The organism is Mesorhizobium sp. LjNodule214 (assembly GCF_964252735.1).
Lineage (GTDB): Bacteria > Pseudomonadota > Alphaproteobacteria > Rhizobiales > Rhizobiaceae > Mesorhizobium.
The window spans coordinates 1,254,904-1,276,861 of record NZ_CAXUPE020000003.1 but is presented as its reverse complement, the minus strand read 5'-3'; the positions used below and the strand labels follow the sequence as shown (position 1 = coordinate 1,276,861).

Below are 21,958 nucleotides of genomic sequence, written 5' to 3'. Positions count from 1 at the left end.
TTTGGACTTAAACCGATCTGTCGCGGGCGCGGGAGTTGCCCGCGCCGCGCCAGAACAAGGAAGTGACGCATGAACGGACAGAATATCCGCATCCGCCTGAAGGCGTTTGATCACCGGGTGCTCGACGCCTCGACACGGGAAATCGTGTCGACGGCCAAGCGCACCGGCGCCAACGTCCGCGGCCCCATTCCGCTGCCGACGCGGATCGAAAAGTTCACGGTCAACCGGTCGCCTCACGTCGACAAGAAGAGCCGCGAGCAGTTCGAGATGCGCACGCACAAGCGTCTGCTCGACATCGTCGATCCGACCCCGCAGACGGTCGATGCTTTGATGAAGCTCGATCTGGCCGCCGGTGTGGACGTCGAGATCAAGCTCTAAGGGAATGAGAGCGCGGTAAGGGGCGGTGCCCCTGGCCCGGAACTCTAAAGGAATTGAACCGATGCGTTCAGGTGTGATTGCAAAGAAGGTGGGAATGACCCGCATCTATAATGATGCCGGGGAGCATGTTCCCGTCACCGTTCTCCAGATGGAGAACTGCCAGGTCGTGGCGCAGCGCACGCAGGAGAAGAACGGCTATACCGCCGTCCAGCTCGGCGTTGGCCTTGCCAAGGTGAAGAACACGTCGAAGGCGATGCGCGGCCATTTCGCGACCGCTTCCGTCGAGCCGAAGGCGAAGGTCGCCGAGTTCCGCGTCTCCGCCGACAACATGATCGATGTCGGCGCCGAGATCACCGTCGAGCACTTTGTCGTCGGCCAGAAGGTCGATGTCACGGGCACGACGATCGGCAAGGGTTTCCAGGGCGTCATCAAGCGTCACCACATGGGTGGTGGCCGCGCGACGCACGGTAACTCGGTGTCGCACCGTACGCACGGCTCGACCGGCCAGCGCCAGGACCCCGGCAAGGTGTTCAAGGGCAAGCATATGGCTGGCCACATGGGCGACACCCGCGTCACCACGCAGAATGTCGAAATCGTTTCGACCGACGCCGACCGCGGCCTGATCCTGATCCGCGGTGCGGTTCCCGGGTCGAAGGGCGCCTGGATCCTGGTCCGCGACGCGGCCAAGGTGGCGCTGCCGGCCAATGCGCCGAAGCCTGCCGCGATCCGTGCCGTTGCTGCCGAAAGTGGCGCCAAGAACGATGCCCCGGCCACAGAGGGAGCGGAATAATGGACCTCAAGATCACAACGCTGGGCGGCAAAGACGCCGGCAAGGTGAAACTCTCCGAGGAGATTTTCGGCCTTGATCCGCGCGAGGACATTCTGCAGCGCGTCGTGCGCTGGCAGCTGGCCAAGAAGCAGCAGGGCACGCACAAGGCCAAGGGCCGCGCCGAGATCGCGCGCACCGGCGCCAAGATGTATAAGCAGAAGGGTACGGGCCGCGCCCGTCACCATTCGGCACGCGCTCCGCAGTTCCGCGGCGGCGGCAAGGCCCACGGCCCGGTCGTTCGCAGCCACGAGCACGACCTGCCGAAGAAGGTTCGCGCGCTCGGCCTCAAGCATGCTCTCTCGGCCAAGGCCAAGAGCGCGTCGATCATCGTCATCGACGAGCTGAAGCTGACCGAGGCCAAGACAAAGGCGCTGATCGCGAATTTCGCGACGCTCGGCCTGACCAACGCTTTGGTGATCGGCGGTGCCGAGCTCGACCAGAACTTCAAGCTGGCGGCGACCAACATCCCGAACATCGACGTGCTGCCCATCCAGGGCATCAACGTCTACGACATTCTGCGCCGCGGCACGCTGGTCCTTTCGAAGGCCGCCGTCGAGGCTCTCGAGGAGCGCTTCAAATGACCGACCTTCGTCACTACGACGTGATCGTCTCGCCGGCGATCACCGAAAAGTCGACCATGGCTTCCGAGCAGAACCAGGTCGTCTTCAACGTCGCCAAGAAGGCGTCGAAGCCGGAAATCAAGGCCGCTGTCGAAGCGCTGTTTGGCGTCAAGGTGATGGCCGTGAACACGCTTGTCCGCAAGGGCAAGATCAAGCGCTTCCGCGGCACGATCGGCCGCCAGAGCGACGTCAAGAAGGCGGTTGTGACGCTGGCCGACGGCCAGTCGATCGACGTCGCGACGGGTCTCTGAGCAAGGCCGCGAGGACAGGACAATGGCACTTAAAAAATTCAACCCGGTAACGCCGAGCACCCGCCAGCTGGTCATCGTCGACCGCTCGGGCCTTTACAAGGGCAAGCCCGTCAAGGGCCTGACCGAAGGCCTGACCAAGTCGGGCGGCCGCAACAATCACGGCCGCATCACTGCCCGTTTCATCGGCGGTGGTCACAAGCGTACGTACCGGATCATCGACTTCAAGCGCCGCAAGTTCGACGTCGTCGGCACGGTGGAGCGCATTGAATACGATCCGAACCGCAGCGCCTTCATCGCGCTGATCAAGTACGACGATGGCGAGCTGTCCTACATCATCGCCCCGCAGCGCCTTGCTGCCGGCGACAAGATCGTGGCCGGCGAAGCGGTCGACGTGAAGCCGGGCAACGCGATGCCGCTGGCATCGATGCCGGTCGGCACGATCGTCCACAACATCGAGCTGAAGCCGGGCAAGGGCGCCCAGGTTGCCCGTTCGGCGGGCGGCTACGCCCAGCTCGTCGGCCGCGACCAGGGCATGGCGATCCTGCGCCTCAACTCGGGCGAGCAGCGCGTCGTGCACGGCTCCTGCATGGCGACCGTCGGCGCGGTGTCGAACCCCGACCACGGCAACATCAATGACGGCAAGGCCGGCCGCACGGTGTGGCGCGGCAAGCGCCCGCACAATCGCGGCGTGACCATGAACCCGGTCGACCATCCGCATGGCGGCGGCGAAGGCCGCACCTCGGGTGGCCGCCATCCGGTTTCGCCCTGGGGCAAGCCGACCAAGGGCAAGAAGACGCGGTCCAATAAGGCGACCGACAAGTTCATCCTGCGCTCGCGCCATCAGCGCAAGAGCTAAGAAGAGGTAACGCCAAGTGACTCGTTCTATTTGGAAAGGCCCCTTCATCGACGGTTACCTTCTCAAGAAGGTGGACAAGGTTCGTGAAGGCGGTCGCAATGAGGTGATCAAGATGTGGAGCCGCCGCTCCACCATCCTGCCGCAGTTCGTCGGCTTCACCTTCGGTGTCTACAACGGCCAGAAGCATGTTCCCGTCTCCGTGAACGAGGACATGGTCGGTCACAAGTTCGGTGAATTCGCTCCGACCCGGACCTATTACGGTCACGGCGCGGATAAGAAGGCGAAGAGGAAATAATCATGGGCAAGGCCAAAGCTCCGCGCAGGCTTGCTGACAACGAAGCGCGCGCCGTTCTGCGCACGATCCGTATCAGCCCGCAGAAGCTGAACCTGGTTGCCGCGCTGATCCGCGGCAAGAAGGTCGCGACAGCGCTTGCCGACCTCGAATTCTCGGCCAAGCGGATTTCCGGTACGGTCAAGAAGACGCTGGAATCGGCGATCGCCAACGCGGAAAACAACCACGACCTCGACGTCGATGCGCTGATCGTGGCGGAAGCCTATGTCGGCAAGTCGATCGTCATGAAGCGGTTCCATGCCCGTGGCCGTGGTCGCGCCAGCCGTATCGAGAAGCCGTTCTCGCACCTCACGATCGTCGTTCGTGAAGTCGAGGAAAAAGGGGAGGCCGCATAATGGGCCAGAAAGTCAATCCGATCGGGCTGCGTCTCGGCATCAACCGTACCTGGGATTCGCGCTGGTTCGCGAACACCGGCGAATACGGCCAGCTGCTGCATGAGGACATCAAGATCCGCAAGTATCTTGAGAAGGAACTCAAGCAGGCCGCGATCTCGAAGGTCGTGATCGAGCGTCCGCACAAGAAGTGCCGCGTCACCATCCATGCGGCGCGTCCGGGCCTGATCATCGGCAAGAAGGGCGCCGACATCGAGAAGCTTCGCAAGAAGCTGATGGAGATGACGAAGTCCGAGACGCACCTCAACATCGTCGAGGTGCGCAAGCCCGAGATCGACGCGACCCTGGTCGCCCAGTCGATCGCCCAGCAGCTCGAGCGCCGTATCGCGTTCCGCCGCGCCATGAAGCGCGCCGTGCAGTCGGCGATGCGCCTCGGTGCCGAAGGCATCCGCATCAACTGCTCGGGACGCCTGGGCGGCGCCGAAATCGCGCGCATGGAATGGTATCGCGAAGGCCGCGTGCCGCTGCATACGTTGCGCGCCGACGTCGACTACGGCACGGCCGAGGCGAACACCGCCTATGGCATCTGCGGCGTCAAGGTCTGGGTGTTCAAGGGCGAGATCCTCGAGCACGACCCGATGGCTTCGGAGCGCCGCGCCACCGAGGGCGATCATTCGCATGGCGGTGGTGGTGGCGAGCGCGAACGCGGTCGCCGTCGCGAAAACGCCTGAGACATTTAGGAATTTGGAGTTAGAACGATGCTGCAGCCAAAGCGCACAAAGTTCCGCAAGCAGTTCAAGGGCCGCATCCACGGTACCGCCAAGGGCGGCACCAACCTGGATTTCGGCGGTTTCGGGCTGAAGGCGCTTGAGCCGAACCGCGTCACCGCGCGCGAGATCGAGGCGGCCCGCCGCGCGATCACCCGCGAGATGAAGCGCGCCGGCCGCGTCTGGATCCGTATTTTCCCGGACGTGCCGGTCACTTCGAAGCCGACCGAAGTCCGCATGGGCAAGGGCAAGGGCGCGGTCGACTACTGGGCGGCGCGCGTCAAGCCGGGCCGCATCATGTTCGAGATCGACGGCGTCAACGAAGAAACCGCCCGTGAGGCGCTGCGTCTCGGCGCGGCCAAGCTCTCGGTCAGGACGCGCTTCGTACAGCGCATCGCAGAATAAGGACGGGCTGACCATGAAAGCCGAAGACATCCGGACCAAGACCCAGGACCAGCTGACCGACGATTTGGCCAGCCTGAAGAAGGAGCAGTTCAACCTGCGCTTCCAGAAGGCCACCGGCCAGCTCGAGAAGACCGCGCGCGTGAGGCAGGTCCGCAAGGACATTGCGCGCATCAAGACCATCGCTGCGGAAAAGTCCGCGGCCAAGAAGGCTTAAGGACGAAAACCATGCCAAAGCGCATTCTGCAGGGCACCGTCGTCAGCGACAAGAACGAGAAGACGGTTGTCGTCAAGGTCGAACGGCGCTTCACGCATCCCGTGATGAAGAAGACCGTGCGCATGACCAAGAAGTACAAGGCGCACGACGAGAACAACGCCCACAAGGTCGGCGATCAGGTGTTCATCCAGGAATCGAAGCCGATTTCCAAGGACAAGCGCTGGATCGTCGTGTCTTCGGACCAGGCGTAAATAAACGAATTTTGGACAGACCGGGGAGGGGTGAAGAACCCGTCCCGCTAAGAAGAGAAGAAGGCGGCCAGTCATGATTCAGATGCAAACAAACCTCGACGTCGCGGATAATTCCGGCGCTCGTCGTGTCATGTGCATCAAGGTGCTGGGCGGCTCGAAGCGGAAATACGCTTCCGTGGGCGACATCATCGTGGTGTCGATCAAGGAAGCCATTCCGCGCGGCCGCGTGAAGAAGGGCGATGTGATGAAGGCGGTCGTGGTTCGCACGGCCAAGGACATCCGCCGCCCGGACGGCAGCGTGATCCGTTTCGACAAGAACGCGGCCGTTCTCGTCGACAACAAGAAAGAGCCGATCGGCACGCGTATCTTCGGACCGGTTCCGCGCGAACTCCGCGCCAAGAACCACATGAAGATCATCTCGCTCGCGCCTGAAGTGCTGTAAGGAGCCGGACCAATGCAAAAGATTAGAAAAGGCGACAAGGTCGTCGTGCTGGCCGGCAAGGACAAGGGCCGTTCGGGCGAAGTCCTATCGGTGCAGCCGAAGGACGACACCGCGCTGGTGCGCGGCGTCAACATGATCCGTCGTCACCAGAAGCAGTCCCAGTCCCAAGAGGGCGGGATCATCACCAAGGAAGCGCCGATCCAGCTGTCGAACATCGCGCTGGCCGACCCCAAGGATGGCAAGCCGACCCGCGTCGGCTTCATCTTCCAGAAGGACGGCAAGAAGGTGCGCGTCGCCAAGCGCTCGGGAGAAGTCATCAATGGCTAAGGCTCAATCCAAGCAGGCGGCTGCCGCCAACACGCCGCGCCTCAAGCAGGTCTACAACGAGACCATCCGCAAGGCGCTGCAGGAGCAGTTCGGCTATGAAAACGAGATGCAGGTTCCGCGCATCGACAAGATCGTGCTGAACATGGGCGTCGGCGAAGCGACCGGCGATTCGAAGAAGCCTTCGATCGCGGCCGAAGACCTGGCGATGATCGCCGGCCAGAAGGCCGTCGTCACCCGCGCCCGCAATTCGATCGCCGGCTTCAAGGTCCGCGAGAAGATGCCGATCGGCGCCAAGGTCACGCTGCGCAAGGAACGCATGTACGAGTTCCTCGACCGCCTCGTGAACATCGCGCTGCCGCGCGTCCGCGACTTCCGCGGACTCAATCCGAAGAGCTTCGATGGCCGTGGCAACTACGCCATGGGCATCAAGGAACACATCGTGTTCCCGGAGATCAACTACGACAAGGTTGATCAGGTCTGGGGCATGGACGTCATCGTTTGTACGACGGCGAAGACGGACGACGAAGCCAGGGCATTGCTCAAGGCTTTCAACTTCCCCTTCCGCCAGTAACGGCAGCGAAAAAGGAAAAATCTGAAATGGCAAAGACCAGCTCAGTCGAGAAGAACAACAGGCGCCGGAAGCTTGCGGATCAGTATGCCGCCAAGCGCAAGGCGCTCAAGGCCATCATCATGGATCAGTCCAAGCCGATGGAAGAGCGCTTCCGCGCCCAGTTGAAGCTCGCGGCGCTGCCGCGCAACTCGGCCAAGATCCGCATCCGCAACCGCTGCGAAGTCACCGGACGCCCGCGTGCCTACTATCGCAAGCTCAAGGTATCGCGCATCGCGCTTCGTGATCTCGGCAACAACGGCCAGATCCCGGGCCTGGTCAAGTCGAGCTGGTAAGGAGGACATAACATGTCATTGAGCGATCCTCTCGGCGATATGCTGACCCGCATCCGCAACGCCTATGGCCGCAAGAAGTCGAGCGTTTCGACGCCGGCCTCGCGCCTGCGTACCCGCGTCCTCGACGTGCTGAAGGCGGAAGGCTATATCCGCGACTACAGCCAGACCGACTTCGACAACGGCAAGTCCGAAATCGAGATCGAGCTGAAGTATTTCGACGGCGCGCCGGTCGTGCGCGAAATCGCCCGCGTCTCGAAGCCTGGCCGCCGCGTCTATGTTTCGGCCAAGTCGATTCCGCATGTCGCCAACGGCCTCGGCATCGCCATCCTTTCGACACCGAAGGGCGTGATGGCCGACCACGAAGCGCGCGAGCAGAATGTCGGTGGCGAAATCCTCTGCCAGATCTTCTGATCCGGCGCTTGATATCGAAAGCGGTATCCGGTTTTCGGGAATGCCCGGAAACTGGAACCTGAACCAAGAGAAGTGACGAGGACAACAAAATGTCTCGTATTGGAAAGAAACCCGTTTCGCTGCCGCAGGGCGTGACCGCGTCCGTCAACGGCCAGACCGTGACGGCGAAGGGCCCCAAGGGCGAGCTGAAGTTCGTGGTGAACGACGAAGTGCTGGTCAAGATGGAAGGCACCGAGATCGCCGTCCAGCCGCGCGACCAGACCAAGGCAGCCCGCGCCAAGTGGGGCATGTCGCGCACGCAGATCGTCAACATCCTGCAGGGCGTCAAGGACGGCTTCGAGAAGAAGCTCGAGATCACCGGCGTCGGCTACCGTGCTGCCATGCAGGGCAAGAACCTGCAGCTCGCGCTCGGCTTCAGCCATGACGTCGTCTACGAGACGCCGCAGGGCATCACGATCACCGTGCCGAAGCCGACGGAAATCACCGTGACCGGCATCGACAAGCAGATGGTCGGCCAGGTTGCCGCGGAGATCCGCGAGTATCGCGGTCCCGAGCCCTACAAGGGCAAGGGCGTGCGCTATGCGGGCGAGAAGATCGTCCGCAAGGAAGGCAAGAAGAAGTAAGTGTAACGCCGCGGGGAGCGGTCGCGGGAGGCGCTTTCGCCTACCGCACACGGCGGCCCCCGTTTTTTGAAGGCAAGGAAGAACCACCATGGGCACCAAAGAATCCACGCAGCGCCGTGCGCAGCGCGTCCGCCGCCAGATCAAGAAGGTCGCCGGCGAGCGTCCGCGGCTCTCGGTGCACCGCACGTCGAAGAACATCTATGTCCAGGTGATCGACGACGCGAAGGGTCACACCATCGCTGCCGCTTCGACGCTGGAGAAGGATCTCAAGGGTTCGCTCAAGACCGGCGCCGATACCGCGGCCGCCGCTGCGATCGGCAAGCTGATCGCCGAGCGCGCCTCGAAGGCCGGCGTCAAGGAAGTCGTCTTCGACCGTGGCCCGTACATCTATCACGGCCGCGTCAAGGCGCTGGCCGAAGCTGCCCGCGAAGGTGGGCTCAGCTTCTAATTTTTCGCCCCCGGTGACCCAAAGCGGCACCGGATATCATCATCAACCGTGCTTCCGGAAAAAAACAAGGAACAGGATATGGCACAGGAACGTAGGGATGGCGGCCGCGGCCGTGATCGCGAAGAGCGCGACGATGGCATGGTGGACAAGCTCGTCCACATCAACCGCGTCGCCAAGGTCGTCAAGGGCGGCCGTCGCTTCGGTTTTGCAGCACTCGTCGTCGTCGGCGACCAGAAGGGCCGTGTCGGCTTCGGCCACGGCAAGGCGCGCGAAGTGCCGGAGGCGATCCGCAAGGCGACCGAATCGGCCAAGCGCGACATGATCTTCGTGCCGCTGCGCTCGGGCCGTACGCTGCACCACGACGTCGAGGGACGCTGGGGCGCCGGACGCGTGCTGCTGCGCGCTGCCAAGCAGGGTACCGGCATCATCGCCGGCGGCCCGATGCGCGCCGTCTTCGAGACGCTCGGCATGCATGACGTGGTCGCCAAGTCGATGGGTTCGTCGAACCCGTACAACATGGTTCGCGCCACGTTCGACGCGCTGAAGAGCCAGATGCATCCGAAGGATGTGGCTGCCGCGCGCGGCATCAAGTATTCGACGCTTCAGGCTCGCCGCGGCACCGCCGTCGCGACTGAAGAATAGTCGACGCTGACCAGGGATTTTGACCATGGCCAAGAAAGCAACCAAGACCATCACCGTCGAGCAGATCGGTTCGCCGATCCGCCGGCCGAAGGAGCAGCGTGCGACGCTGGTCGGCCTCGGCCTCAACAAGATGCACAAGCAGCGCACGCTGGAAGATACGCCCTCCGTGCGCGGCATGATCGCTGCCGTCCAGCATCTCGTCCGCGTCGTGGACGAGGGCTGAGCAAGAGCGCAGGAGAAGCAAGATGAAACTCAACGATCTGCGTGACAAGGACGGCGCGACGCATTCCAAGAAGCGTCTCGGCCGCGGCATCGGTTCCGGCTCGGGCAAGACCGCCGGTCGCGGCGTCAAGGGCCAGAAGGCGCGCTCCGGCGTTGCCGTCAACGGCTTCGAGGGTGGCCAGATGCCGCTCTATCGGCGCCTGCCGAAGCGTGGCTTCAACAACATCTTCGCCAAGAGCTTCACCGTCGTGTCGCTGGCCCGCATACAGGCCGCGATCGATGCCAAGAAGCTCGATGCGAAGGCGACCGTGACGGCCGAGGCCCTCGTCGCAGCCGGCGTCATCCGCCGCGTCAAGGACGGCGTGCGCGTCCTCTCCGACGGCGAACTGAAGGCCAAGCTCGCCTTCGACGTCGCCGGTGCCTCCAAGGCCGCGATCGAGAAGATCGAGAAGGCCGGCGGTTCGGTGAAGGTGCCGGAAAAGGCAGCCGCCGAGTAACGGCGATTTGAAGCGCGAGCGGCAAGAGCGGACTTCGGTTTTGCCTCGAAACGCGCTTTGATCCGATCAATAAGGCGGCCGCGTCAACGCGGCCGCTTGCATGTTCAAGGTCCGGAGCTTATCTCGTGAGCTTCGGTGACACGCACCGCCTGAGCGGCAGGCCATCGAGCGTGACCAAGCGGAGAATCAGGCATGGCTTCGGCTGCTGAACAACTAGCCTCGAATCTGAATTTTTCGGCCTTCGCCAAGGCGGAGGACCTGAAGAAACGCATCTGGTTCACCATCGGCGCGCTGCTCGTCTATCGTCTCGGCACCTACATCCCGCTTCCCGGCATCAATCCCGACGCTTTCGCCCAGGCCTTCACCTCGCAGAGCAAGGGCGTGCTCGGCATGTTCAACATGTTCGCCGGCGGCGCCGTGCAGCGCATGGCGATCTTTGCGCTGGGCATCATGCCCTACATCTCCGCCTCCATCATCATGCAGCTGATGACCTCGGTCATTCCGTCGCTGGAGGCGTTGAAGAAGGAAGGCGAGCAGGGCCGCAAGATCATCAACCAGTACACGCGCTACGGCACCGTGCTCTTGGCGCTGGTGCAGGCCTATGGCATTTCGGTCGGCCTGGAAGGCGGCAACGGCATCGTCAACGATCCGGGCATGTTCTTCCGCATCTCGACCGTCGTTACGCTGGTCGGCGGCACCATGTTCCTGATGTGGCTCGGCGAACAGATCACCGCGCGCGGCATCGGCAACGGTATTTCGCTGATCATCTTCTCCGGTATCGTCGCTGGACTGCCGCAAGCCATTTCCGGCACGCTGGAACTTGGCCGCACCGGCGCACTGTCGACCGGCCTCATCCTGGCCATCATCGTGCTGGCGATCGTCGTCATTGCGCTCATCGTGTTTTTCGAGCGCGCCCAGCGCCGCCTGCTGATCCAGTATCCGAAGCGCCAGGTCGGCAACCGCATGTTCCAGGGCGACACCTCGCATTTGCCGTTGAAGCTCAACACGTCGGGCGTCATCCCGCCGATCTTCGCCTCCTCGCTGCTGCTGCTGCCGGCAACGATCGCGGGCTTCTCGCAGACCACCAGCATGCCTGCCTGGGCAAGCACCATCCTGGCGGCGCTCGGCCACGGCCAGCCGCTCTATATGGCATTCTATGCGGCGATGATCGCGTTCTTCGCCTTCTTCTACACGGCGATCGTCTTCAACCCCAAGGACACCGCCGACCAGCTCAAGAAGCATTCGGGCTTCATCCCGGGCTACCGTCCGGGCGAGCGCACCGCTGATTACATCGACTATGTTCTCACGCGCATCACCGTCGTCGGCGCCATCTACCTGGTGCTGGTGTGTCTGCTGCCCGAATTCCTGATTTCAGCGACTGGCGTACCATTCTACCTTGGTGGCACATCGCTTCTGATCGTGGTCAGTGTCACGCTCGATACGGTGGCGCAGATCCAGGGCCACCTGATCGCGCACCAATATGAGGGCCTGATCAAGAAGTCGAAGCTGCGCGGGGGGAAGAAGGCCAGATGAGGTTGATATTGCTTGGGCCGCCAGGAGCGGGCAAGGGGACGCAAGCACAGAGACTGGTGGAAAAACATGGCATCCCCCAACTATCCACGGGGGACATGCTGCGTGCCGCCGTTCAGGCCGGCACGGAAGTCGGCAAGCGTGCCAAGGCGGTGATGGACGCCGGCGAGCTGGTCTCCGACGCCATCGTCAACGCCATCGTGGCCGAGCGTATCGATCAGGCCGATTGCGTAAAGGGCTTCATTCTCGACGGTTACCCGCGCACCCTGGTGCAGGCGGATGCGGTTGAATCGATGCTTGCGGACCGTGGTCTCAATCTCGACGCGGTCATCGAGCTCGTCGTCGACGACAAGGCGCTGGTCGGCCGAATCGTCAAACGCGCCGAAGAGGCCAAGGCGGCCGGACAGCCGGTGCGCAAGGACGACAATCCGACGGTGTTCGAGGAGCGCCTGAAGGAATACTACAAGAAGACCTCGCCGCTGATCGGCTACTATTATGCCAAGGGCAGGCTGAAGAGCGTCGACGGCATGGCCGACATCGATACGGTGACGAGAGAGATCGAAGCGGTGCTCAGATCGGTCACCCAGGCGGCGGCATAGAGAAAGTAGACGATTGCGCTTGACTGCGGCGGTCCGCTGGGGTATGGCGGCCCGTCTTCCATCAGGCATAGGCTTTGCTTGTCCGCAAGGGCAAGGCAGCCGCTTTGAACTGGAAACTCCCGCATGGGCCGGCCTCCACCGGACGCGGGGCAACTGAAGCGCCGGCTCGTCCGGCCCATATGGAGAAGAGAAGAACATGGCTCGTATAGCCGGCGTCAACATTCCGACCAACAAGCGCGTCGTCATCGCGCTTCAGTACATTCACGGCATTGGCAAGAAGTTCGCCCAGGAGATCGTCGACAAGGTCGGCATCCCGGCCGAGCGTCGCGTCAATCAGCTGACCGACGCGGAAGTGCTGCAGATCCGCGAGACGATCGACCGCGACTACCAGGTCGAGGGCGACCTGCGCCGCGAAGTCTCGATGAACATCAAGCGGCTCATGGACCTCGGCTGCTACCGCGGCCTGCGTCACCGCCGCTCGCTGCCGGTTCGCGGCCAGCGCACGCATACCAATGCGCGCACCCGCAAGGGCCCGGCCAAGTCGATCGCCGGCAAGAAGAAGTAATTTGGAGTGAGTAGTCGGTGGTGAGCAGTGAGAAGCAGCGGCAACGCCTGCATCTCTTCACTACTCACCAATTCACTACTCACTTTCTAGGTGGAGCCGCTGGCATTACGGCGGTGTAGAGATCAACTGAAAGGACCATCATGGCCAAGGAAGCCGCTCGTGTTCGCCGTCGCGAACGCAAGAACATCTCGTCGGGCGTTGCCCACGTCAATTCGACCTTCAACAACACGATGATCACCATCACCGACGCGCAGGGCAATTCGATCGCCTGGTCGTCGGCCGGTGCCCAGGGCTTCAAGGGTTCGCGCAAGTCGACCCCGTTCGCCGCCCAGATGGCTGCCGAGGACGTCGCCAAGAAGGCCCAGGAGCACGGCATGCGCATGCTCGAGGTCGAGGTCTGCGGACCCGGCTCCGGTCGTGAATCGGCGCTGCGCGCCCTGCAGGCGGCCGGTTTCACCATCACCTCGATCCGTGATGTGACGCCGATCCCGCACAATGGCTGCCGCCCGCGCAAGAAGCGCCGCGTCTAAAATTACCGAACGCCGCGCGAACGCCAAAAGCGTTCCTCCGCGGCATTCCAGGTCGCCCGCCACGATTGGATGGTGGCGGGGCAACGGAAGGAAAGCATCATGATCCAGAAAAATTGGCAGGAACTGATCAAGCCGAACAAGATCGAGTTCTCGTCGAAGAAGAAGACGCTGACCACGCTGGTCGCCGAGCCGCTCGAGCGCGGCTTTGGCCTGACGCTCGGAAATGCCCTGCGCCGCGTGCTTTTGTCTTCGCTGCGCGGTGCGGCTGTGACCGCCGTGCAGATCGACGGCGTTCTGCATGAATTCTCGTCCATCGCCGGTGTGCGTGAAGACGTGACCGATATCGTTTTGAACATCAAGGAAATCGCCATCCGCATGGAAGGCGATGGCCCCAAGCGCATGGTCGTGCGCAAGCAGGGCCCGGGCGCCGTGCTCGCCGGCGACATCCAGACAGTTGGCGACGTCGAGATCCTCAACCCCGACCACGTCATCTGCACGCTGGACGAGGGCGCTGAGATCCGCATGGAATTCACCGTCGACACCGGCAAGGGCTATGTGCCGGCAGAGCGCAACCGCGCCGAGGACGCGCCGATCGGCCTGATCCCGGTCGACAGCCTCTACTCGCCGGTCAAGAAGGTGTCCTACAAGGTCGAGAACACCCGCGAGGGCCAGGTGCTCGACTATGACAAGCTGACCATGACCATCGAGACCGACGGTTCGATCTCGGGCGAGGACGCGGTGGCTTTCGCCGCCCGCATCCTGCAGGACCAGCTTGGCCTGTTCGTCAATTTCGACGAGCCGCAGAAGGAAGTCGCGGCCGAGGCCGTCACCGAGCTCGCCTTCAACCCGGCGTTGCTCAAGAAGGTCGACGAGCTCGAGCTTTCGGTGCGTTCGGCCAACTGCCTGAAGAACGACAACATCGTCTATATCGGCGACCTGATCCAGAAGACCGAAGCCGAGATGCTGCGCACCCCGAACTTCGGCCGCAAGTCGCTGAACGAGATCAAGGAAGTCTTGGCGGCGATGGGCCTGCACCTCGGCATGGAAGTGCCGGACTGGCCGCCGGAAAACATCGAAGACCTCGCCAAGCGTTACGAAGATCAATACTGAGCGTGATCCCGAAAAGTTGCAGACTTTTCGGACAAGATCATGCGGCTAACAAACTGAGGCTGAGGCCTCGTGAACCCGGAATGAAGGAGAAGAGCCATGCGCCACGGATTTAAAGGCCGCCGGTTCGCCCGCAGCATAAGCCATCGCAAGTCGATGTTTGCCAACCTCGCCGTGTCGCTGCTCGAGCATGAGCAGATCGTCACCACCCTGCCGAAGGCGAAGGATTTGCGTCCGATCGTCGAGAAGCTGGTGACGCTCGGCAAGCGCGGCGACCTGCATGCGCGCCGTCAGGTGATTGCCCAGATCGGCAATGAAGGCGTCGTCAAGCGTCTGTTCGATACGATTGCGCCGCGCTACGCCACTCGCAACGGCGGCTACCTGCGCATCATGAAGGCGGGCTTCCGCCACGGCGACAACGCCGCGATGGCGGTCATCGAGTTCGTCGACCGCGATACCTCGGCCAAGGGCGCCGGCGACCGCGCCCGCATCGAAGCCGAAGGCACCGACGAGGAAGCCGCTGCCGCATAAGGCTCGGCATCCTGAGAAGTTCAAAGGGGCCTGCGGGCCCCTTTTTGCATTCTGGAGCCAGCGGTTGTGCGGCTACGCGGCCCAAGCCCAGGCTTTTGCGCGATAATAATCAGATTTCAGTGCATTAGCCTTTCATTTTGCACAATCGTCGGGACAATGGCGCCCGATTTGGAGGATTCGGAATGCGCGTGAAACGGCTGTCCCTTGTTCTGATCTGCGCCCTCATGGCGCTGGCCTTCGTGCCGGCGGCCAGGCATGCGCTGGCCGAAGACGCCGCCAAGACCGCCGACCCCGGCCTGTCCGATGTGCTGACCGATCTGCTGCATGGCGTCGAAGGCGAGAACGCCACGTCCGGCCCAGACAAGCGCGTGCCGTTCGGCCGCGAGGAAGTGCAGCTTTCCTTCGCACCGCTGGTCAAGCAGACGGCGCCGGCCGTGGTCAATGTCTATGCCTCGCAGACGGCCAAGGTGACGTCGCCCTTCGAAGGCGATCCCTTCTTCGAGGAGTTCTTCGGGCGGGCGCAGCCGCGCGCGCAATCCTCGCTGGGTTCCGGCGTGCTGGTCGACCCGAGTGGCGTCATCGTCACCAATTTCCACGTCATCAAGGGCGCCGACGAGGTCAAGGTGGCGACCGCGGACGGGCGCGAATTCACCAGCAAGGTCATGCTCAAGGACGAGACGCTCGATCTCGCCGTGCTCAAGATTTCTTCCGACAAGCCGTTTCCGGTGATTGCCATCGGCGATTCCGACGCGCTCGAGGTCGGCGACCTGTTGCTGGCCATCGGCAATCCGTTCGGCGTCGGCCAGACCACCACCAGCGGCATCGTTTCCGCACTTGCCCGCAGCCATATCGGTGTTTCGGATTCGGGCTACTTCATCCAGACCGATGCCGCGATCAACCCCGGCAATTCCGGCGGCGCGCTGATCAACATGGGTGGCCAGCTGGTGGGTATCAACACGGCGATCTACAGCCGCAGTGGCGGCTCGATCGGCATCGGTTTTGCCATCCCTTCGAACATGGTGCGCGCCTTTGCCGACGCAGCCAAGGCCGGGCTCGACTTCTTCGAGCGGCCCTATATCGGCGCCGAATTCGAGGCGGTGACGCCGCAGATCGCTGAATCGCTTGCCATGGAGAAGCCGACCGGTGCGCTGGTCTCATCGGTTGATGCAGCCGGACCTGCCGGCAAGGCTGGCCTCAAGCCCGGCGATGTCGTGCTGTCGCTCAACGGCACGTCTGTCGAAAGCATCGAGGCGCTGGATTACCGGATGGCGACGCTGTCGATCGGCACCAAGGCCAGCTTCGCCGTGCTGAGCAAGGGCCAGCAGGCGACGATGGACATCGCGCTGGAGCGGGCGCCGGAAGGCGCCAAGGCCTCCGAAGTGACGCTGCACGGTCGCAGTCCTTTTTCCGGCGCCAAGGTCGCGGAGCTGTCGCCCCGGCTTGCCCAGCGGCTTGGCCTGCGCACCGACATCAAAGGGATTGCCGTGGTCGATATCAATCGCGATTCGCCCGCCGCCGATTTCGGCTTCCAGCCGGGCGACATCGTGCGTGAAGTGAATGGCACGACCATCGATACGGCAGCGACGCTGGCTCAGATAGCCCAGCAGGATACGCGCTGGTGGCGCTTTACCGTCGAGCGCGGCGGGCAGATACTGCGCCAGGTATTGCGTTACTGAGCCGGTCTTTCCGAAGAGATATGACTCCAACCAAAAGACCAGCATGGCCGATCTGTTCAGCGTCGATGAACCAGAAAGGGCGCCGCCCGGCCGGCCGCTGGCTGACCGGCTGCGCCCGAGAAACCTGGGCGAGGTCGTCGGCCAGGAGCACCTGACCGGGCCAGATGGCGCGCTGACCAGGCTGATCGGTTCCGGCTCGCTCGGCTCGATGATTTTTTGGGGCCCGCCAGGCACCGGCAAGACCACGGTCGCGCGATTGCTCGCCGGCGAGACCAGTCTCGCCTTCGAGCAGATATCGGCGGTGTTTTCCGGTGTCGCCGACCTGAAGAAGGTGTTCGAGGCGGCGAAGCTGCGCCGCGCCAACGGCCGCCAGACATTGCTGTTCGTCGACGAGATCCATCGCTTCAACCGCGCCCAGCAGGATTCTTTCCTCCCGGTCATGGAGGACGGTACGGTGGTGCTGGTCGGCGCCACCACCGAGAACCCGTCCTTTGAGTTGAATGCGGCCTTGCTTTCCCGCGCACGCGTGCTGGTCTTCCACTCGCTGGGCGAGGAGAGCATCGCGAAACTTCTGGCGCGGGCCGAGGAAACCGAGGGCAGGGCGCTGCCGCTCGATGACGAGGCGAGGGCGATGCTCATCCGCATGAGCGACGGCGACGGCCGTGCGTCGCTGACGCTGGCAGAGGAAGTCTGGCGGGCGGCCAAAGCCGGCGAGGTGTTCACGCCGGAGGGCCTGCAACGCATCGTCCAGCGCCGCGCGCCTATCTATGACAAGGGCCAGGACGGCCACTACAATTTGATCTCGGCGCTGCACAAGTCGGTGCGCGGTTCCGACCCGGATGCAGCGCTCTACTATCTCGCCCGCATGTTCGACGCCGGCGAGGATCCGCTCTATCTCGGGCGCCGGCTGGTGCGCATGGCGATGGAGGATATCGGACTGGCCGACCCGCAGGCGCTGGTCGTCGCCAATGCCGCCAAGGACGCCTATGACTATCTAGGCTCGCCCGAGGGCGAACTCGCCTTCGCCGAGGCCACGGTCTATCTCGCCACGGCGCCGAAATCGAATGCCGTCTACACGGCGTTCAAGGCGGCGACGCAGGCGGCGAAGGAGCACGGTTCGCTGCTGCCGCCCAAGCACATCCTCAACGCGCCGACCAAGCTGATGAAGGAAGAGGACTACGGCGCCGGCTATCGCTACGACCATGACGAGCCGGACGCCTTTTCCGGCCAGGATTACTTTCCGGAAAAGATGGGCCGGCGAACCTTCTACGACCCGCCCGAGCGCGGCTTCGAGCGCGATATCCGCAAGCGGCTGGAGTATTGGGCAAAGCTGCGCAGCGAGCGGGAAAGGTAGGCTTGGCGCGCGCGGCCGTACACCGACCTGAAGTGGAGCGGCATACTCCAAATATTATTGTTGGCAATGGCGGTCGGCCAAGCGGACGAAATGCGATGGCATTGTGCCGGGAAACAAAAGACCCTATCAAGGCGCACGACCTCGGGGGTGGTCGCTGTCAAGATGCTTGGCGATAGTCACTCGGAACAGGAAATCGCGCCTGGCGCGAGCAAAAAATGACAAAGTCCCTTCGCAAATCCCTCCGCCAGCTGGTCATAGCGGTGTCGCTGCTTGCAATCGGTTTCTACTTCATTCCGATCCTGACCACGATCTGGATCGTCTGCGGCCTGATCGACGTGCTGCGCAACGCCAACAAGAACCTGTCGCTGTTTCGCGGCTATTTCCTCGGCAACGGAATCTTCACCTGGCTGCTGTCGCCCTTCAACCTGCTGGTCGATCTGCTTTGCTACAGGAACCCGGGCGTCTGGAAGTTGGAGCAGTTCCCGCCAGACTATCAGCGCGAGGTCAACGAGGTCCTGGATGTCTTCAAAGCGCGCAAGGATGAGATCATCGCCGATATCGATGCCAATTTCGGCACCGGCCGCCGGGGCATGTATGTGTACCAGTGGTACGGCAAGCACAAGATCGATAACGTCGCCGAATTCAACAAGGATTTCAAATACATCAAGACGATCGCCGTATCGGTTTTCAGGGGGAAGGAATCGACCTCCTGGCATTTCGGGCCGCTGCGGCTCAGCCTGCGCATCCTCTACAACCTTCTCCCGGTGAAGGCCGAGGTTTTCGTCGAGTGCAACAACGCCAAAAACTATTGGCACGACAATCCGCTGTACATTTTCGACGACACGCTGCTGCACCGCTCGGTCAACGAATATGACGGGCGCCGGTACTGCGTGTTCATGGACATCATTCGCCCATCGCCGTTTCCGCGCCTGATTTCGGCGCTGCTTGCCATCGTCTCGGTCAGCGTCGAGCGGATCAATTCCATGTTCTACAAGAACTGGAAGATGATCGGCTCCAGCAAGCCGAAAAAGGTCGGCGCGAACTGAAATAGCGATCAAGGACGGTGGACCGGCGATGATTGATCTTCTCCTCGTTGCCGTGGGCGGGGCCATTGGCTCCGGAATGCGTCATTTGGTGAATTTCGCAGCATTGCGCTTTGCCGGCCCGAATTTTCCCTGGGGCACGATGGCGATCAACGTCGTCGGCTCGTTTGGCATGGGTCTATTCATTGCGATCATGGCGCGGCGCGGCGGATCGAACGAGTTTCGGCTGTTCATCGCCACCGGCATCCTGGGCGGCTTCACCACCTTTTCGGCTTTTTCGCTCGATTTCGCGACGCTGTGGGGGCGCGGCGCGGCGCTGCCGGCGTTCGGATATGCGCTTGCCAGCGTGATTGGCGCGATCTTTGCCCTGTTTCTGGGTCTTTGGCTCGCAAGAACCGTTTCATAGTGCTATTGCCGCGGCCTACAGCGCCGCGCGTCCTGTTGGACGCGCAAAGGACGCTGTAAAACCTTGATCTTGCGCATGATCCTTTCCGAAAATCGGAATCGATTTTCGGGGTCATGCGCGAGAAAGCGGATAGGCGAAAATGGCAGGCGTAGAACAGATCACAGTGGAGGCCGGCGAGGCGGGCATGCGGCTCGATCGCTGGTTCAAGACCCATTTCCCGGGTCTCGGTTTCGGCCATCTGCAGAAGCTGTTGCGCTCCGGCCAGATCCGCGTCGATGGCGGCCGGGTGAAGGCCGACACCCGCGTCGAGCCGGGCCAGATGGTCCGCGTGCCGCCGCTCGAAGTCGACAAGAAGGGCGAGAGCCCGCTCACCGGCCATTCGATCCGCAACCAGGGCGATGCCGACGTGCTTGCCAAGATGCTGATCCACGAGGACCCGAAGGTCTTCGTCTTCAACAAGCCGGCGGGGTTGGCCGTCCAGGGCGGCTCGGGCGTCACCCGCAATGTCGACGGCATGCTCGAAGCCTGGCGCAACCAGAAGGGCGAGAAGCCGCGCCTGGTGCACCGGCTCGACCGCGACACGTCAGGCGTGCTGGTCGTTGCCCGCACAAGGCTTGCCGCCATGAAGCTCTCCGAGGCGTTCCGGGCGCGCGAGACCAAGAAGACCTACTGGGCCCTGGTCAAGGGCGTTCCGCCAAAGCGCGAGGACAAGATATCGACCTGGCTGATCAAGGAGCCGACAGCGGACGGCGACCGGGTGCGCGTGGCCGCGCATGGTGAAAAGGGCGCCGATCACGCCGTGTCCTATTATCGCGTCATCGAGCAGGCGGCACAGACGATGACCTGGCTGGAAATGGAGCCCTATACGGGCCGTACCCACCAGCTTCGCGTTCATGCCGCCCATATCGGCTGCCCGATCATCGGCGACCCCAAATATTTCGAGGCCGATACCAACTGGGACTTTCCGGGCGGCATTCAAAACCGCCTGCATCTGCATGCGCGGCGCATCGTCATTCCGCACCCGGACAAGGGTGTCATCGATGTGACCGCGCCGATGCCGCCGCATATGCGCCAGAGCTGGAACCTGATCGGCTTCGACGACGCCAGCGCGGAGGACTGAGATTGGCCGTTGCGCCCGCATTGGATCGTCGCGAAGCGGTCGACCTGGCGGCAGCGGCCATCATGGTCGGGCTGACGTTTTCCTGGGGGCTCAACTATGTCGCCGCCAAGATCTCCTATGCAGGCTACGACCCGGTCTTCCTGTCGATCGCGCGCTCGGTCATCGGCGGCCTTTGCGTCCTTGGCTGGTGCCGTTGGCGCGGTATTGCGCTGTTTAATTCAGACAAGACCCTTGTCGCGGGGGCCGTGGTGGGCGCGCTGTTTGGCGTCGAGTTCCTGTGCCTCTATGTCGGACTCGAACACACCACCGTTGCCCGCAACACGCTTCTGGTCAACACCATGCCGTTCTGGGTGCTGGTCGGCGGTCACTTCTTGCTCGACGAGCGCATCACGGGGCGCAAGCTTGTCGGCCTTGTGCTGGCATTTGGCGGACTGGCCGCCGTATTCTCCGACAAGATGAGTGCCGCCGGTGGCTCGACATTGACAGGTGATCTGCTCAGCCTCGCCGCCGGCATCCTCTGGGCTCTGACCAGCATCGTCATCAAGCGCTCGAAGCTGGCCGAGACCAGCGCCGAGAAGTTGCTGCTCTATCAATTGGCCGGCGCCGTCGTCGTCGGTGTCCTGGTCCTGCCTTTCGCCGGACCATCCATCCGCGACCTTGCCGCCTTGCCGACATTGGCGCTGCTGTTCCAGGCTGTCTACGTCGTCGCCTTCACCTATGTGCTGTGGTTCTGGCTGCTCAGGCGCTACCCGGCATCCGGCCTGTCGAGCTTCACCTTCCTGTCGCCGGTGTTCGGTGTGCTGTGCGGCGCGGTGATCTTGAGCGAACCGCTGACCGTGCGTATCTTTCTGGCACTCGGCCTGATCGCGGCCGGATTGATCATCGTCAACCGGCCGGTGCGCAAGCAAATCCCCGGATAGGAAGTTCTGGCATGCGCGATATCCTCAACGACCTCGAAGCGGGAAAGCAGCTGTCCGATCCGGACCCGGTGCGCCGCGCCCAGATCCAGATGAAGACGCCGCTGCCGAAGCGCTTCTACAAGAACGTCTCGGTGGCATCGACCGATGAGGGATTTGCCGTTCACCTTGACGGCAGGCCGGTACGCACGCCCGGCAAGGCGCTGCTGGTGCTGCCGACCGAGAAGGCGGCGGCGCTGGTCGCCGGCGAGTTCGATGCGCAGAGCGAGACCATCGACCCGGTTTCGATGCCGGTGATGCGTCTCGTCAACACGGCCATCGACGGCGTCGCCAGCGACCCGCAGGCGGTGCTGGAGGATGTTCTGCGCTTTGCCTCGTCCGATCTCCTCTGCTACCGCGCCGATGCGCCGCAAGGGCTGGTCGACCGCCAGAATGAGCTCTGGGATCCCGTCATCGACTGGGCGCGGTCCGCGCTTGGCGCTCGCTTCAACCTTGCCGAAGGCATCATCCATGTCGAGCAGCCGCGCGAGACCATCGCGGTGCTGGGCGTCCACCTTGCCCAGCGCAAGGAACCGCTGCGGCTGGCGGCCATCCATGTCATGACGTCGCTGACCGGTTCGGCGCTGCTGGCGCTGGCGGTGGATTTCGGCGAGCTCGACAGCGAGGCGGCCTGGGCTGCTGCCCATGTCGATGAAGACTGGCAGGTCGAGCACTGGGGGCAGGATGCCGAAGCCGCCGCGCGCCGGTCGGCCCGCAAGCGTGACATGATGGCGGCGGTCAGTCTTCTCGAGGCGCTGAAATAGCCATTTT

General features: G+C 62.9%; 34 protein-coding genes. All 34 read left to right on the top strand.

The window, feature by feature from the left end:
- Positions 1–69 precede the first annotated feature (69 nt).
- The 34 genes from rpsJ (at position 70) to ACSQ3Z_RS31565 (ending at position 21,951) form a co-directional block, all read left to right on the top strand.
- The gene (rpsJ, locus tag ACSQ3Z_RS31730) at positions 70–378 is read left to right on the top strand and encodes a 30S ribosomal protein S10 (protein ID WP_006205468.1); all 309 of its coding nucleotides are present in this window, start codon (positions 70–72) and stop codon (positions 376–378) included.
- Positions 379–439: 61 nt separating this feature from the next.
- Positions 440–1,168 (top strand): 50S ribosomal protein L3, encoded by a 729-nt coding sequence (rplC, locus tag ACSQ3Z_RS31725; RefSeq protein WP_040583773.1) that lies wholly within the window; start codon positions 440–442, stop codon positions 1,166–1,168.
- Entirely contained in the window at positions 1,168–1,788 is a 621-nt protein-coding gene (gene rplD / locus ACSQ3Z_RS31720) for a 50S ribosomal protein L4 (RefSeq protein WP_006205466.1), read from the top strand. Before rplC ends, rplD begins: the two co-directional genes overlap by 1 nt.
- Complete coding sequence (locus ACSQ3Z_RS31715) at positions 1,785–2,078, top strand: 50S ribosomal protein L23 (RefSeq protein ID WP_006205465.1); 294 nt, start codon at positions 1,785–1,787, stop codon at positions 2,076–2,078. Before rplD ends, ACSQ3Z_RS31715 begins: the two co-directional genes overlap by 4 nt.
- 22 nt (positions 2,079–2,100) lie before the next feature.
- The gene (gene rplB, locus ACSQ3Z_RS31710; protein WP_006205464.1) at positions 2,101–2,934 is read left to right on the top strand and encodes a 50S ribosomal protein L2; all 834 of its coding nucleotides are present in this window, start codon (positions 2,101–2,103) and stop codon (positions 2,932–2,934) included.
- Between the two features lie 16 nt (positions 2,935–2,950).
- The gene (gene rpsS / locus ACSQ3Z_RS31705) at positions 2,951–3,229 is read left to right on the top strand and encodes a 30S ribosomal protein S19 (protein ID WP_006205463.1); all 279 of its coding nucleotides are present in this window, start codon (positions 2,951–2,953) and stop codon (positions 3,227–3,229) included.
- A 2-nt stretch (positions 3,230–3,231) separates the two neighbouring features.
- Entirely contained in the window at positions 3,232–3,621 is a 390-nt protein-coding gene (rplV, locus tag ACSQ3Z_RS31700) for a 50S ribosomal protein L22 (protein ID WP_436175128.1), read from the top strand.
- The gene (gene rpsC / locus ACSQ3Z_RS31695) at positions 3,621–4,349 is read left to right on the top strand and encodes a 30S ribosomal protein S3 (protein WP_006205461.1); all 729 of its coding nucleotides are present in this window, start codon (positions 3,621–3,623) and stop codon (positions 4,347–4,349) included. Before rplV ends, rpsC begins: the two co-directional genes overlap by 1 nt.
- A gap of 27 nt (positions 4,350–4,376) precedes the next feature.
- Positions 4,377–4,790 carry a 50S ribosomal protein L16 gene (rplP, locus tag ACSQ3Z_RS31690; protein WP_006205460.1) on the top strand — a complete coding sequence of 138 codons (414 nt, stop codon included), beginning with the start codon at positions 4,377–4,379 and terminating at the stop codon, positions 4,788–4,790.
- A gap of 13 nt (positions 4,791–4,803) precedes the next feature.
- Complete coding sequence (rpmC, locus tag ACSQ3Z_RS31685; RefSeq protein ID WP_006205459.1) at positions 4,804–5,004, top strand: 50S ribosomal protein L29; 201 nt, start codon at positions 4,804–4,806, stop codon at positions 5,002–5,004.
- 11 nt (positions 5,005–5,015) lie between these two features.
- Positions 5,016–5,255 (top strand): 30S ribosomal protein S17, encoded by a 240-nt coding sequence (rpsQ, locus tag ACSQ3Z_RS31680; RefSeq protein WP_010909280.1) that lies wholly within the window; start codon positions 5,016–5,018, stop codon positions 5,253–5,255.
- 73 nt (positions 5,256–5,328) lie between these two features.
- Positions 5,329–5,697: a 50S ribosomal protein L14 gene (rplN, locus tag ACSQ3Z_RS31675; protein WP_006205457.1), complete on the top strand. Its 369-nt coding sequence runs from the start codon at positions 5,329–5,331 to the stop codon at positions 5,695–5,697.
- A gap of 12 nt (positions 5,698–5,709) precedes the next feature.
- Positions 5,710–6,024, top strand: a complete 315-nt coding sequence (gene rplX / locus ACSQ3Z_RS31670; protein ID WP_006205456.1) for a 50S ribosomal protein L24 — start codon at positions 5,710–5,712, stop codon at positions 6,022–6,024.
- Positions 6,017–6,595 (top strand): 50S ribosomal protein L5, encoded by a 579-nt coding sequence (gene rplE, locus ACSQ3Z_RS31665; RefSeq protein ID WP_006205455.1) that lies wholly within the window; start codon positions 6,017–6,019, stop codon positions 6,593–6,595. The genes rplX and rplE overlap by 8 nt, the downstream gene beginning before the upstream one ends.
- 26 nt (positions 6,596–6,621) lie before the next feature.
- Complete coding sequence (rpsN, locus tag ACSQ3Z_RS31660; RefSeq protein ID WP_127851861.1) at positions 6,622–6,927, top strand: 30S ribosomal protein S14; 306 nt, start codon at positions 6,622–6,624, stop codon at positions 6,925–6,927.
- A 12-nt stretch (positions 6,928–6,939) separates the two neighbouring features.
- Positions 6,940–7,338, top strand: a complete 399-nt coding sequence (gene rpsH / locus ACSQ3Z_RS31655) for a 30S ribosomal protein S8 (protein ID WP_006205453.1) — start codon at positions 6,940–6,942, stop codon at positions 7,336–7,338.
- 89 nt (positions 7,339–7,427) lie between these two features.
- Entirely contained in the window at positions 7,428–7,961 is a 534-nt protein-coding gene (rplF, locus tag ACSQ3Z_RS31650) for a 50S ribosomal protein L6 (RefSeq protein WP_436175127.1), read from the top strand.
- 88 nt (positions 7,962–8,049) lie between these two features.
- Positions 8,050–8,409 carry a 50S ribosomal protein L18 gene (gene rplR, locus ACSQ3Z_RS31645; protein WP_006205451.1) on the top strand — a complete coding sequence of 120 codons (360 nt, stop codon included), beginning with the start codon at positions 8,050–8,052 and terminating at the stop codon, positions 8,407–8,409.
- Positions 8,410–8,487: 78 nt separating this feature from the next.
- Entirely contained in the window at positions 8,488–9,051 is a 564-nt protein-coding gene (gene rpsE, locus ACSQ3Z_RS31640) for a 30S ribosomal protein S5 (protein ID WP_006205450.1), read from the top strand.
- Between the two features lie 25 nt (positions 9,052–9,076).
- On the top strand, positions 9,077–9,274 hold the full coding sequence (gene rpmD / locus ACSQ3Z_RS31635) for a 50S ribosomal protein L30 (protein WP_006205449.1): 198 nt from the start codon (positions 9,077–9,079) through the stop codon (positions 9,272–9,274).
- Positions 9,275–9,296: 22 nt separating this feature from the next.
- A complete protein-coding gene (gene rplO, locus ACSQ3Z_RS31630; protein ID WP_436175126.1) occupies positions 9,297–9,770 on the top strand; it encodes a 50S ribosomal protein L15 in 474 nt (157 codons plus the stop codon).
- Positions 9,771–9,962: 192 nt separating this feature from the next.
- On the top strand, positions 9,963–11,303 hold the full coding sequence (secY, locus tag ACSQ3Z_RS31625) for a preprotein translocase subunit SecY (protein ID WP_436175125.1): 1,341 nt from the start codon (positions 9,963–9,965) through the stop codon (positions 11,301–11,303).
- Positions 11,300–11,899, top strand: a complete 600-nt coding sequence (locus ACSQ3Z_RS31620; RefSeq protein WP_436175124.1) for an adenylate kinase — start codon at positions 11,300–11,302, stop codon at positions 11,897–11,899. The genes secY and ACSQ3Z_RS31620 overlap by 4 nt, the downstream gene beginning before the upstream one ends.
- A gap of 196 nt (positions 11,900–12,095) precedes the next feature.
- Positions 12,096–12,464, top strand: coding sequence for a 30S ribosomal protein S13 (rpsM, locus tag ACSQ3Z_RS31615; protein ID WP_006205445.1), 369 nt, complete (start codon positions 12,096–12,098; stop codon positions 12,462–12,464).
- 140 nt (positions 12,465–12,604) lie between these two features.
- The gene (gene rpsK, locus ACSQ3Z_RS31610; RefSeq protein WP_006205444.1) at positions 12,605–12,994 is read left to right on the top strand and encodes a 30S ribosomal protein S11; all 390 of its coding nucleotides are present in this window, start codon (positions 12,605–12,607) and stop codon (positions 12,992–12,994) included.
- 99 nt (positions 12,995–13,093) lie between these two features.
- Positions 13,094–14,104 (top strand): DNA-directed RNA polymerase subunit alpha, encoded by a 1,011-nt coding sequence (locus ACSQ3Z_RS31605; protein WP_006205443.1) that lies wholly within the window; start codon positions 13,094–13,096, stop codon positions 14,102–14,104.
- Between the two features lie 96 nt (positions 14,105–14,200).
- Positions 14,201–14,632 carry a 50S ribosomal protein L17 gene (gene rplQ / locus ACSQ3Z_RS31600; protein ID WP_023682598.1) on the top strand — a complete coding sequence of 144 codons (432 nt, stop codon included), beginning with the start codon at positions 14,201–14,203 and terminating at the stop codon, positions 14,630–14,632.
- Between the two features lie 182 nt (positions 14,633–14,814).
- A complete protein-coding gene (locus ACSQ3Z_RS31595) occupies positions 14,815–16,308 on the top strand; it encodes a DegQ family serine endoprotease (protein WP_436175123.1) in 1,494 nt (497 codons plus the stop codon).
- 43 nt (positions 16,309–16,351) lie between these two features.
- Positions 16,352–17,662 (top strand): replication-associated recombination protein A, encoded by a 1,311-nt coding sequence (locus tag ACSQ3Z_RS31590; protein WP_436175122.1) that lies wholly within the window; start codon positions 16,352–16,354, stop codon positions 17,660–17,662.
- Positions 17,663–17,877: 215 nt separating this feature from the next.
- The gene (locus ACSQ3Z_RS31585; RefSeq protein WP_436175121.1) at positions 17,878–18,708 is read left to right on the top strand and encodes an aspartyl/asparaginyl beta-hydroxylase domain-containing protein; all 831 of its coding nucleotides are present in this window, start codon (positions 17,878–17,880) and stop codon (positions 18,706–18,708) included.
- A 28-nt stretch (positions 18,709–18,736) separates the two neighbouring features.
- Positions 18,737–19,111 carry a fluoride efflux transporter CrcB gene (gene crcB / locus ACSQ3Z_RS31580; protein ID WP_436175120.1) on the top strand — a complete coding sequence of 125 codons (375 nt, stop codon included), beginning with the start codon at positions 18,737–18,739 and terminating at the stop codon, positions 19,109–19,111.
- A gap of 139 nt (positions 19,112–19,250) precedes the next feature.
- On the top strand, positions 19,251–20,231 hold the full coding sequence (locus ACSQ3Z_RS31575) for an RluA family pseudouridine synthase (RefSeq protein WP_436175119.1): 981 nt from the start codon (positions 19,251–19,253) through the stop codon (positions 20,229–20,231).
- 2 nt (positions 20,232–20,233) lie between these two features.
- Positions 20,234–21,151 (top strand): DMT family transporter, encoded by a 918-nt coding sequence (locus ACSQ3Z_RS31570; protein WP_436175118.1) that lies wholly within the window; start codon positions 20,234–20,236, stop codon positions 21,149–21,151.
- Between the two features lie 11 nt (positions 21,152–21,162).
- The gene (locus ACSQ3Z_RS31565; protein ID WP_436175117.1) at positions 21,163–21,951 is read left to right on the top strand and encodes an ATP12 family chaperone protein; all 789 of its coding nucleotides are present in this window, start codon (positions 21,163–21,165) and stop codon (positions 21,949–21,951) included.
- Positions 21,952–21,958: the final 7 nt, after the last annotated feature.